The sequence below is a fragment of the Insolitispirillum peregrinum genome, assembly GCF_900156605.1.
Taxonomy (GTDB): domain Bacteria; phylum Pseudomonadota; class Alphaproteobacteria; order Rhodospirillales; family Rhodospirillaceae; genus Insolitispirillum; species Insolitispirillum peregrinum.
On the sequence record NZ_FTOA01000004.1, the window covers coordinates 527,922 to 540,014 of the forward strand.

The 12,093-nt window shown below is 60.9% G+C and carries 11 protein-coding genes; 2 read left to right on the forward strand and 9 right to left on the reverse strand.

The window, feature by feature from the left end; genetic code table 11:
* The first annotated feature begins 18 nt into the window (after positions 1 to 18).
* A complete protein-coding gene (locus tag BW995_RS20550) occupies positions 19 to 306 on the forward strand; it encodes a lysozyme family protein (protein WP_139332906.1) in 288 nt (95 codons plus the stop codon).
* 165 nt (positions 307 to 471) lie between these two features.
* The gene (locus tag BW995_RS13340) at positions 472 to 1,260 is read left to right on the forward strand and encodes a lysozyme family protein (RefSeq protein WP_076400875.1); all 789 of its coding nucleotides are present in this window, start codon (positions 472 to 474) and stop codon (positions 1,258 to 1,260) included.
* 93 nt (positions 1,261 to 1,353) lie between these two features.
* Here the strand turns inward: BW995_RS13340 and BW995_RS13345 are convergent, their stop codons facing one another.
* The 9 genes from BW995_RS13345 to eda all read right to left on the reverse strand — a co-directional run bounded on the left by BW995_RS13345 (position 1,354) and on the right by eda (position 11,683).
* Positions 1,354 to 2,832, reverse strand: a complete 1,479-nt coding sequence (locus BW995_RS13345; RefSeq protein ID WP_076400876.1) for a tagaturonate reductase — start codon at positions 2,830 to 2,832, stop codon at positions 1,354 to 1,356.
* A gap of 319 nt (positions 2,833 to 3,151) precedes the next feature.
* A complete protein-coding gene (locus BW995_RS13350) occupies positions 3,152 to 4,639 on the reverse strand; it encodes a UxaA family hydrolase (protein ID WP_076400877.1) in 1,488 nt (495 codons plus the stop codon).
* 63 nt (positions 4,640 to 4,702) lie between these two features.
* Complete coding sequence (locus BW995_RS13355; protein ID WP_076400878.1) at positions 4,703 to 5,977, reverse strand: TRAP transporter large permease; 1,275 nt, start codon at positions 5,975 to 5,977, stop codon at positions 4,703 to 4,705.
* Positions 5,977 to 6,444 carry a TRAP transporter small permease gene (locus BW995_RS13360; RefSeq protein ID WP_076400879.1) on the reverse strand — a complete coding sequence of 156 codons (468 nt, stop codon included), beginning with the start codon at positions 6,442 to 6,444 and terminating at the stop codon, positions 5,977 to 5,979. Before BW995_RS13360 ends, BW995_RS13355 begins: the two co-directional genes overlap by 1 nt.
* A 153-nt stretch (positions 6,445 to 6,597) precedes the next feature.
* The gene (locus BW995_RS13365; protein ID WP_076400880.1) at positions 6,598 to 7,575 is read right to left on the reverse strand and encodes a C4-dicarboxylate TRAP transporter substrate-binding protein; all 978 of its coding nucleotides are present in this window, start codon (positions 7,573 to 7,575) and stop codon (positions 6,598 to 6,600) included.
* Positions 7,576 to 7,791: 216 nt separating this feature from the next.
* Positions 7,792 to 8,811 carry a zinc-binding alcohol dehydrogenase family protein gene (locus BW995_RS13370; protein WP_076400881.1) on the reverse strand — a complete coding sequence of 340 codons (1,020 nt, stop codon included), beginning with the start codon at positions 8,809 to 8,811 and terminating at the stop codon, positions 7,792 to 7,794.
* Positions 8,812 to 8,845: 34 nt separating this feature from the next.
* A complete protein-coding gene (locus tag BW995_RS13375) occupies positions 8,846 to 9,541 on the reverse strand; it encodes a FadR/GntR family transcriptional regulator (RefSeq protein ID WP_076400882.1) in 696 nt (231 codons plus the stop codon).
* A 553-nt stretch (positions 9,542 to 10,094) separates the two neighbouring features.
* Positions 10,095 to 11,036 (reverse strand): sugar kinase, encoded by a 942-nt coding sequence (locus BW995_RS13380; RefSeq protein WP_076400883.1) that lies wholly within the window; start codon positions 11,034 to 11,036, stop codon positions 10,095 to 10,097.
* Positions 11,037 to 11,047: 11 nt separating this feature from the next.
* On the reverse strand, positions 11,048 to 11,683 hold the full coding sequence (eda, locus tag BW995_RS13385; RefSeq protein WP_076400884.1) for a bifunctional 4-hydroxy-2-oxoglutarate aldolase/2-dehydro-3-deoxy-phosphogluconate aldolase: 636 nt from the start codon (positions 11,681 to 11,683) through the stop codon (positions 11,048 to 11,050).
* Positions 11,684 to 12,093 lie beyond the last annotated feature (410 nt).

A 12,093-nucleotide genomic window follows, 5' to 3' on the forward strand; every position in this document is an offset into this window, starting at 1 on the left:
CAATAATGCTGGATAATCATGGGCTCCGAAAAATCTACTGAAAACACACAAAAAGAGGCTGGAAGAAAATTTGTTGCGCCGCCTCCAATCCCGCTAGAAGAATATAATCGTGTCGCGACAGAGCACCTAAATACATTTGAAGGATATGTTCCACGCATCTATAGCGATACGGAGGGCATACCAACAATGGGGGCAGGAACAGCCCTTTTTAGTAAAAACAAGGATAAAAAATTTTCTCTCCGAAGTCTTGATGAAATCGGAAAAGAAATAAATCTTGACCATCCATATCAATTTTCTGAAAAATAGAAAGAAACACTTCAATTAGTACTAAATAAAATAAACAGGAGCGATATAGAAAAAGGGGAAGAAATAAAAAATATTAACAAAATAATCCCTGCATGGAAAAGAAATAACGAAAAAACAGAAGACAACAAGTTTGGATTCACCCTCAGCGAGGACCAAATCACTGGGATGGCCAAAAAACAATGGGACAAGCATAATGATATTGCAAACCAGAGAATAGCAAAAATAGCACAAAACAATGGCTGGACTGCTCAAGAAGCGGAACAGATTGTCCAATCCATGCAGGGATCAAAGGAACAGGCCGCATTCACCTCTCTGGCCTATAATGGCGTCCGCGCTCCCAAGATGACCGCGGCGTGGCTTAAGGGTGATCGAGTCACGGCCCGTCAAGAGCTTCTGTATCGTTCAAACAGCAACAGTGTCGCGGGGTTTGCCGCACGGCGCCTTGCTGAAGCCAACCTTCTGACCGGGGATCCCACAACCTGGTCTGAGGAAGAGCGCGCCCGCTGGGAGGCCATTGAGCGGTCTACCGAGGCACAAGAGTATCGGGCACGGTACCCGAAAACCTTTCCCCCCTCTCCGAACAAGGAGCCCTCTTCGACAAAGCCCAACCGGGATACCCAGAGTAAAACTGACGAAAAAAATAAAGAACAAAACAAGGACAATCCAGCGCCGCAAGAATCAACCGATAAAGATAAAGCTGCCCCGTTATCGACAGAAGCGCGTTCTACCCTGCTGACAGGCCCTCAGCCTTCTCCGCAATCCCTCGACCAGCAGGCCAAACTCGATCCGGCACAGCAGAAACTGGCCGCCCTGTACCCGACCATGTACCCCGACTATAAGCCAGAACCGCCACCACCTCCCTCCAGCGCCGAGCTGGAACGGAAAGAACAGGAATTGAAGCGACTAAAGGCATTGTATCCAACAATGTTCCCCAATGAGATGACTGGGCCATGAATCCGGGAACTGTGGGCCTTGAATGTGGGCCCACAGCACAGGGCACCTGGAGAAAAAGAGTGGGCCGTCGCCCACTCTTTTCATCGCTGGTCGTTACTGGACAATCTCGCCCAGCCGGTCAAAGCTGAACGGGGCTTCGGTCAGCACGCCGAACCAGTGGGTTACCTGCTTGCGCAGGGCCGGGGTGTCGATCGAGCGGCCCCAGAATGCCGGTTCCTGCAGATAGGCGGCCACCATCGCCGCCACACCGTCGCTGCCCTGATCCAGTGCGGCAATGGCGGTGATGCGGGCCAGAATCTCCGGTGCATCCCGTGGCGGCAGGGTCTCGGCAGCCGGGAAGCGGCCGAGGTAGAACACCAGCCACGCCGCCAGCGACAGCGACAGCAGGCGCGGGTACGAGCCGAATTCCTCGGCGTAGCCCAGCAGGCGGTCAAGGTCGCGGGTCTGGTACTTCACCAGCCCGTTCAGGCTGATGTCGTGCCACAGGTGGCGGATGTAGGGATTGCGGAAACGGCGCAGTACGGCGTCGGCGAAGTCCTGCAGCTCGGCCTTTGGCAGGGACAGCAGCGGGATGATTTCCTCGCCCAGCAGACGATCGAGGAAGCGCGCCCCCACCGGGTTGGTCACCGACTCGCCCACCGTCGCAATACCGGCCAACATCGCCAGCGGGCACAGCGCGGTGTGCGCCCCGTTGAGGATCGCCACCTTGCGCGCCTTGTAGGGGGTCACATCGTCGGTGATGATCGTCCCGGCATCATACTGCCCCAGCGGCAGGCGCAAGTCCGGCATCCCCGGCTTGCGTTCGATCACCAGCAGGTGGAACAGCTCGCCGGTGGTCATGAACAGGTCGTCATAGCCCAGTTCGGCGCGCAGGGCGTCGGCGTCGGCACGCGGGAAGCCCGGAACGATGCGGTCAACCAGTGTGTTGTAAAAGGCATTGTGCTGCTCGACCCAGGCAATGAAGCCCGGCTCCAGCGACCATTCGGCAGCGTGCTGCAACACGATCCGGCGCAGCTCGTCGCCGTTGTGGTCGATCAGCTCGCAGGCCAGCAACTGCAGGCCCGTTTCCGGCGCACCGCCAAAGTGTTTCCAGCGTTCATGCAGATAGCGCGTCACCTTCGCCGGGAACGACACTGGCGGCGCATCGCCATAGGCCACCGTCGGCACATAGGCGATCCCGGCGTCGGTGGTATTCGACACCATCACCGTGATCTCGGGAGTGCGGGCCAGGTCCAGCACCGCCTCCCACTCGCTGTGCGCCGACAGTTCACGGCGAATGCAGCCGACCAGCCGGGACTCCGACACCGCCGTGCCGCTGTCATCGACCCCGCGCGACAGCACGGTATAGAGGCCGTCCTGTTCATTGAGAGTATGCGGCATGCCCCCGGCGATCGGGCGCACCACCACCACCCCCCAGTCGGCTCCGGTGGCTTCGTTCAGGCGGTCCACTTTCCAGTCAAAGAACGCACGCAGAAAGTTGCCTTCCCCGAACTGGATGATGCGCGGGGTCGGGCGGGCTTTGCCCTGCGCCACCGGCAGGGCGGCACTCAGGCGGGGGAAGGTCGTCGTCATGGACGGGGTATCCTTTTGGCAGAAATACTTAGACCAGCGTGCGTTAAACCTCACGCAACAGGACACGACAATAAGGTTTAAAGAGCGGGCTGCCGCCCGAACCGCTCGGGGCCTGAGGCCCCGAACCCCCATTTTTTTTCTTTTATGATCAAAGGAATGGGGTCTGGGGCCTAAGGGCCCCAGCGAGGTGTGGAGCAGCGCTCCACGTCCTTGTTTCCTTACTGTCGCGTACCGTGACCTGACGCAGGCATGCTGGTCTCACATTTTGATTTGTCGCATTGTTTTCGCGAAAACCGGTTCCCGCTTTTCGCACAATGCTCTAAAGCGTCACGCCGGACTTGAAGATCACAACTTCCTGCGCACCGTTCTTTTCGTTGCGCGCAAAATCGCCGCTGGCGACGGCCAGAATGGCGTCGATGAAGGCGGGCAGCATCTCGTTGACCGTCGATGTGCCTTCGGCAATCGGACCGGCGTTGAAGTCCATCCAGTGCGGCTTTTTGTCGAACAACGGCGAGTTGGTGGCGATTTTCATCGTCGGCACAATGCCACCCAGCGGCGTACCGCGTCCGGTGGTGAACAGTTCCAGATGGCAGCCCGCCGCCGCCAGCGCGGTCACCGCCACCCCGTCATTGCCCGGAGCCTCCAGCAGGGTCAGGCCCGGCTTGCGGATACGATGGGCATAGCGGATCACGTCGCGCACCAGCGCCTTGCCTGCCTTCTGGGTGCAGCCGAGCGACTTTTCTTCCAGCGTGCTGATGCCCCCGGCCTTGTTGCCCGGCGAGGGGTTTTCATAGATCGGCTGGTCGTGGCGGATGAAGTAATCCTTGAAGTCGTTGATCAGGTGCACGATGTCGTTGAACACCTCGGGCGTTTCCGCCCGCTCCATCAACAGATGCTCGGCTCCGAACATCTCGGGGACTTCGGTCAGCACTGTTGCGCCACCGTGGGCACACAGCCAGTCGGAAAAAGCCCCCAGCAGCGGGTTGGCAGTAATCCCCGACAAACCGTCCGAGCCGCCGCACTTCAGGCCCACCCGCAGGCGGTCAACGCCAACCGGCTGCCGCTGATCGGTCTGCATGATCGCCGCCAGCTCGCCCATCGCCGTCAGGGCGGCGTCAAGCTCGTCTTCGACCTCCTGCGTCACCAGATAGCGCAGGCGTTGCGGGTCGGGATGTTCAAACCCGGCCTGAAACAGGGCGCGGGTGTTGTTTTCACAGCCCAGCCCCATCACCAGCACCCCACCGGCGTTGGGGTGGATCGCCAGCGCGCGCAGGATGTTGCGGGTGTTGTCCAGATCATCGCCCAATTGCGAACAGCCATAGGGATGTTCCAGCACCAGCACCCGCGACCCGGCAGGCAGCGCGCCGGTGGCCTCAAAGGTCTTGGCGGCGTTGCGGGCCAGACCGTTGATGCAGCCGACCAGCGGAATAATCCACAGGTCGTTGCGGATGCCGATTTCCCCATTGCTGCGCACAAAGGCCGGGAAGGTCGGCATCGTGCCGTCACCGACCAGCGGGTCATCCTGCGCCCCGTCATACTGATAGTCTTCCACTCCCCCCAGAGTGGTCTTGATGTTGTGGGCGTGGACATGCGCCCCGGCAGCAATCGGCACAATCGCCTTGCCGATCACCCCGCCGTACTTGATCACCCGCTGGTCCACCGCGTGATCGACCAGCGCCAGCTTGTGACCGCGCGGGATGTCATCCAGCAGGGTCAGACCCAGCGCGGGCAGGACCGTGCCCTTGTCCAGCGGCTCGAGGGCCACCACAACGGTATCGGCGGGATTGATTTTGATATACTGCGCCATCGGAAGATCTTTCGCTTACAGCACGTCAGGGGGGAGGAAAAACCGCAGGTGTCCCGAAGCCGATCAATGCACCAGCAACAGCGACAACTCGGGCACAAAGGTGATCAGCAGCAAGGCCAGCAGCAGGGCGAGGAACAGCGGTGCCCCCTGCTTGAGGAAGTCAACGATCTTCACCTTCGCCAGATTGCACACCAGCAACATCACCGTACCGACCGGCGGCGTCAGGCAGCCGACGGCCAGATTGACGATCACGATGATCCCGAAATGCACCGGGTCGATGCCGAAATGGGCCACCGTCGGCATCATCAACGGTACCAGCACGATCAGGATGGCGTTGCCTTCGACCAGCATCCCCAACAGCAACAGCAGCAGGTTGATCACCAGCAGGAACACATACTTGTTGTCGGTCAGCGAGGTGATGTAGACCGCCATCTGCTGCGCCGCCTGTTCCAGCGACAGGATCCACGCCAGCGCCGAGCTGGCCATGATCACCAGCATCACCGAGGCGGTTGACTTGAAGGTCTCGGTCAGGGCGTGCGAGACGTGCCCAAGGCGCATTTCGCGGTAAATCACAAAGCCGATCAGCAGCACCACACCCACCGCCACCGCTCCGGCTTCGGTCGGGGTAAAGATGTTCAGACGAATGCCGCCAATGATCGACACGATCAGCACCAGCACCGGCCAGGCATCCAGCAGGGTCCGGCGGGTTTCGCTGCGGGTCGGCCAGGTTTCACGCGCCGGTTTGTAGCCGCGCTTTTTCGACACGATATAGATGGTGACCATCAGCATCGCCGACATCAGCAGGCCCGGCACCACCCCGGCCATGAACATCGAGCCAATCGACACATCGGCCACCAGCGCATAGATGATCAGCGCAATGCCCGGCGGGATGATCGGGGTGATCAACGCCCCCGAAGCGGTCACGGCGGCGGCAAAGGCACGATTATAGCCGCTGCGCTCCATTTCCGGCACCAGCATGCGGGTCAGCATGGCGCAATCGGCGAGGTTCGAGGCACTGACCCCACCCAGCAGGGTGCTGAGCATCACGTTGGTCAACGCCATGCCGCCGGTCAGTTTGCCGACCAGCAGATCGGCCACCTTCAGCATCCGGCGCGCCACCCCGGTGTATTCCATCAGCGTGCCGAGCAGGATGAAGAACGGAATCGCCAGCAGGGACATGTTCTGCGACGCCCCGATCAGACGCTGGATGGCGATTTGATCCGGGAAGCGGCTGAAGAAGATAAAGTACGCCAGCACGGCGGCGATGATCGCCACGTACAGGCGCATGTTGAGGGCAAACAGCCCCAGCATCAGGATGATGATAACCGGCCAGGACATCAGTGGTCTCCCCGCAGCAGAGTTCGCAGATCACGCAGCATTTTCGCCAGCAGGAACACCACGATCCCCACCGAGCCAACCGGATAGGCGAGGTCAATCCAGAACCACGAAAACTGTAAAACGCCGGTCAGCTTGGACTCGGCAGCCTTGGCCAGCAGCCAGCCCAGCCAGGCGCCATAGCCCAGAATGGCCACCGACAGGCCCGTGACCACCAGCGACACCGCCGCCTGAACCCGGGGCGGCAGGACATCAACCAGCACCGGAATGGTCAGATGCTGATCGTCGCGTTCGGTAACGATCGCCCCGATCATCACGATCCAGATCATCAGCAGGCCGGAGACTTCTTCCGTCCAGTGGAACGGTGCATCAAAGACGTAGCGGGCGATCACCGCCGCAATCGTCATCAGCACCAAGGCAGCCAGAGCCGAACCGGCTATGGCAGTTGCCATACGATTGATCACACCCATGGTGTTTACCCCGGAGGGGTGACCCCAAGGGGCCACCCACCTGTTGTTTGTTGTGCGGAAAATGCTGGTCAAGAACCCGTTGAGCGGGCGCTGGCACAGCCAGCCATCTGACCGGGGCGGTTCAGGAGACCGCAACCACGCCCATCACAGGCCTTATTTCAGCTGCTGCTGAATGGTGTCATACAGACCCGGCGACCACTTGGGGAACTGGGTGTAGACAACCTTGGTCACATCCTTGAACTTTGCCACCTCCGGTTCGATCACCGTCACACCGGCGGCCTTCATCTTCTCGATCAGCTCGGCGTCCTGCTCGGCGGAAACCTTCTGGCTGTACAGACCGGCCTGATAACCGGTTTCTTCCAGCAGGGTCACCACGTCAGCCGGCAGGGTCTTGAAATAGGCTTCGCCGCCCAGCCAGATCGAGGTGTTGGTCAGATAGCCGACCTTGCTCAGGAACTTGGCTTCTTCGTGCAGCTTGGCGCCGTACAGCACCGACACCGGGTTTTCCACCCCGTCAATCAGGCCGGTGGTCAGCGCCGGATAGACGTCAGCCAGCGGCATCGGGGTGGCGGTCGCGCCCATCGCCTCGATGGTCTTGATCTGCATCACGTTGTTCGGAACGCGGATCTTCAGGCCCTTCATGTCGTCCGGGGTGCGGATCGGCTTTTTCGCCAGAATGTGCCGCACACCATACAGGTAGTTGGACAGCACCACATGGATGCCCTTGGCCTTCAGGGCTTCCTTTTTCTGCAGGTACCACGGGCTTTCATAAATCTTGAACAGCTTTTCCGGGCTGTCGCTGAGGTAGGGGCCGAACAGGATGCCCAAGTCCGGGTCATAGTCCTGCAGGAAACCGACGTCGGCGATGGTGATGACGTTCATCCCCATCATTGCCTGTTCCATCACGTCCTTTTTGGCCCCCAGCTGTGAGCTGGGATAGAGCTTCAGCGCGACCTTGCCGCCGCTTTTTTCGGCCACCAGATCGGCCCAGTAATGCATGACCTTGTCGAGCGGTTCGCCCGGATTGTTTTCATAGGCCACCATCACTTCGGTTGTCGGGGCCGCATTGGCTCCGCCCACACCGGTCATCATCGCCAACGCGGTCAGCGCCGCACACAGCATCCGTTTCATTGCGTTCCTCCTGTTTCTTCTGTCAATCGGGCGCTTGCCCCGCCCCATCGGTCTCACTGCGTGGTGGCTGCGCCACCAGTCTCGGACGATGGCCGGAAGAATCGGCCCGGCAGGGGAGATCCCCGGTCCGGTCGTCATGCCAATTCACCCGCCATCCTGTACATGCCAGCAGGCAGGAGATGACCCTCCCCCCGCCTGCGTAGAGGCATGCTGTTTTTACAGCTCGATCATCAGCTTGAGGGTGGTTTCACGCTCGGCCACCCAGTACGGCAGGGCCTGATCGGCTTCGGCGAACGGGAACACCTTGGTGATCATGTCATCGGGCGGCGTGCTCAGGGATTCCAGATAGGCAATCACCGCCTGAAAATCAGCCATCGTCGCATTGCGCGAGCCCAGAATGTCCAGTTCCTTGAGGTTGAACAGCTGGGTCTTGTAGGTCACCGGCTCCTTGGCATAGCCGATGTAGACCACCCGACCGGTGAAGGCCACCATGTCAATCGCCTGAGTGAAGGTCAGCGGCAGGCCCACGGCTTCGATCACCACATCCGGGCCATCGTTGCCGGTCAGCTCGGCCACCCGCGCCAACACGTCTTCGCTGCCCGCATCAATCACCGCGCTGGCGCCATAGCGGGTGGCGATGTCCAGCTTGGCGGCGCCGACATCGACGGCAATCACCCGTGCGCCACGGTGCACCGCACCGGCAATCGCCCCCATGCCGATCATGCCGCAGCCCAGCACGACCACCGTGTCGTCCTTGCTGACCCGGCCACGATCGACCGCATGGAAGCCCACCGACAGCGGCTCGACCAGCGCCAGATGGCGCGGTGCCAGCGTGGTGTTCAGGATCACCTTGCCATGGGGCAGAACGATGTATTCCGCCAGACCGCCTTCCTGCTGCACGCCCAGCGTCCGGTTGCCACGGCAGGCGTTCACCCGGCCACGACGGCACGACGGGCAGGTGCCGCAACTGGTGTAGGGCATGACAATGCAACGGCTGCCAATGGCGAATTCAGCCGGAACGCCCTCGCCCACCGCCGCGATTTCCCCGCCGATTTCATGCCCCGGAATGCGCGGCAGGCTGACCAGTGGATTCAGACCCTTGAAGGTGTTGAGGTCGCTGCCGCACAGGGCAACGTGGCGCACCGCCACCAGCACTTCGCCGGGGCCGGGAACGGGTTGGGCAATATCGTGGAAAACACAGCTGTTTTCGCCTGCAATCATCAAGGCTTTCATCATGGTATCCTTACGCGGTCACGGCGTGGAAAGGCGGTCAGACAGAGGGGCGGGTATGGGCGGTTTCCTGATCCAGCACCTTGGCACTGAAGCGGAAATGGTCTTCGCAGGCATCGCGCAACAGCCGGTAGGAACGGGCCTTGAGGGCGTCGATGATGCTACGGTGATGGTTGCTGGTGGTGCTTTCCAGACCCCGGTTGCTCTTGCCGATTTCGAGGTAATACATCAGCGGCTGAGCCATCGCCTCGTACAGCTTGGCCAGGATCACGTTGCGGGACGCCACCACCAGCATCGCGTGGAACCGAAAGTCGGCTTCGGCCGCTTCGCGGATGGTCGGGGCTTGCTCCATCAGCAGTGCACAGCGCTCCAGATCGCGGATTTCGTCGTCGGTGATGTGATCCACCACCTCGGGCAGCGTGCCGATTTCGATCAGGCGACGGAAATGCAGCACATCGTTGTAGGCCTGCGGGCTGCGGTCAAACATCTGGCTGACGATGCGGAACATCGCCTCGGCATCGGGGGCGCGCACACGCGGGCCGCGCTGGGTCTTTTCCACCAGCCCATAGGCTTCGAGGAAAATCACCACCTCGCGGATGGTGTTGCGGCTGACCCCGAACCGTTCGGCCAGCAGGCGTTCATTGGGCAGCAGGTCACCGGGGTGGTACTGTTCGACCAGCTCCAGCCGCAGCCGCTCAAAAATCGTTTTGACTGTCGAGGTTGCTGTCCCGGACATGACCACCCATTCCCCATGTTTTGATTTTGGGTCCTATTATTGGACCTTATGGAGCGGATGGTATCACCGGCACCAAAGCGGCAAAATCGCAAACTCCGGAAGAACGTCTGTTTTTGCAGGTGCGAAGGTTTTGCGACAGATCGTTGACACAGGTTGAAATGGCCGACCAATCAGTCATTAACATAATGATATAAAATATTTTCATTCTGTTTCTTTCCCGGAGGCTCTTCCGGGAAACAATCGTTTTCAGGCCCCGCGAGGGTGCATCGCACACAAACGATCGTCAACAGTCGCAAACAATACCATATTAAAATAATATTCTTTTTTGGTCCAATCATTGGACCAAATGACCGGGGAGAAAACCAGAGGCAGGATTATTTTATGTCGTGAAAATGGGCTTTTGGTACACATTTGCCATCAAATCATGGTTGCACCGAATCGGGAGCGTTTTTTGCGTCTTTCATCGGTTGGACAACAGGACCATTTCTCCATAAAAACGGGGAGGTCAAAAGCGCATTTGCCGCCCTTTTGACCTCCCCGGTTCAGTGACCATTTATTGGGCCAACAGTCCCACCGGCATCACCGACCGGTCAATGATCGCGCCGGGATGGGCCACCACCACCGCCGCCAACCGGGCACCAACCGCCGCAGCGTCCGCAGGCCCAACGGTCCGGCGCGCCGCCAGATAACCGGCAGCAAAGCTGTCTCCGGCTGCCGTGGTATCGACCACCTGCACGCCAGAAACCGCCGGAACCGCCACCTGCTGGCCTCCCCAGCGCACCAGACAGCCGGGCTGTGCCAGCTTCAGCACGATTTCGGAAATCCCGAACGCCGCCACCCGCGCCATCACCGCTTCGGCCCCCTGATCGCCATACAGGGCACTCAGGTCTTCCTCGCCCGGCAAGGCAAGGTCGGTCCGTTGCAACATTGCCTGATAGGCCGCCTGCGCCTGTGTCCGGTCGGCCCACAGGCGGGGCCGCCAGTTGGTGTCAAAGGCCACCCGCCCCCCGGCCTGCCGGTAACGGTCGAGGAAGGCGAACAACTGCGCCCGCCCCTGCTCGCCCCAGATCGCCAGACTGATCCCGGACAGGAACAGCATCGGGCAGGACATCAGCGCCTGTTGCAGGGCGGGTGTCTGCGGCAGGGTGAACAGCTCGCGCGCCGGAGCAGAGTCCCGCCAGTACAAAAAGCGCCGCTCGCCAGTGGGGTCGGTCTCGATCATGTACAGACCCGGCACCCGCCCCGGCAACCGCAACACATGCTGACAGCCGACACCTTCGGCCTGCCAGGCGGCCACCATCTGCGCGCTGTGGCCGTCATCGCCCAGTGCCGTCACATAGTCCACAGCGGCCCCCAGGCGAGCCATATAGACAGCGGTATTAAGGGTGTCGCCGCCAAAGCCCAGCACCAGACCGCCCGGGCCTTGTCGCAGTTCCAGCATGCATTCCCCCAACGCGGCAATGCGACCGGTCAGGAGAGGGGGGAGCGTGCTCATCCAGACCTCCCTCAGACCGGCTGAGCGGCCACCGCCGCCCGTGCCAGCGCCTCGATATCCGCCCAGCGCCGCTCACGGACCGCCGCCGCCGGGGTCAGCCAGCTCCCGCCCAGCGCAAACACGTTCGGCAATGCCAGCATCTCGGGCACCGAAGCCACCGTCAAGCCGCCGGTCGGGCAGAAGCGCACGTCCTGCAACAGCGGCGCCATGCCCTTCAGCGCCGCCGCGCCGCCATTGAGCATCGCCGGGAAGAACTTCAGCTCGGTAAACCCGTACTCGCGGGCGGCCATCGCTTCGCTGACTGTCGCAATGCCCGGCAGATAGGGCAAGCCGGTGGTCAGCGCCGCTTCGGCCACTGCCGGGGTCAGGCCAGGGCTGACCAGAAACTGCGCCCCGGCATCGCGCGCTTGCGCAAACTGCTCGGGGCGGGTCAGCGTCCCCAGCCCGACCAGCGCCTGCGGGAGGTGGCGGGCGATCTTTTCCGCACAGGCCAGTGCCGCCGGGGTACGCAAGGTGACTTCCAGCACGCTCAGGCCGCCAGCCACCAGCGCCTCGGCCACCGACAGCGCCGTTTCAGGGTCATCCAGCACCAGCACCGGGATCACCCGGCCCGCAGGCAGCAGGGGTTCAATCGCAGGAACAGACATGATTCATCCTTTTCAGCGTGCCGAACGGCAACGCAGACTAGAGCATTTCTCGGCCTCCAAGGATCACGAGAAATGCTCTAATGATTTGTTATTTAAGCAAATACGTCGTCGCAGATGTGTCCATCTGCTCGGGATTTGCTCCAAGCAACAGGCCCGCCGACAGCCAGACTGCGGCAGACACCAAGCCGAGAGGATGCAATTCACCGGCACAGGCCACACGGAACGGGGCAAACAGGCCGGGGGTCATGTGAACCGCACACCAACGGGGCCAAACGGACGAACATCCGGCCCGGTCGGGACTCACATGCCGCCAAGGCTAGCCAGTTTCACCACCGCCGACAAGCCTGTGGAGATAAAAAAAGCGGGATATCAGGGAGGGCATCCCGATATCCCGCTGTCGTGCCGCGCCC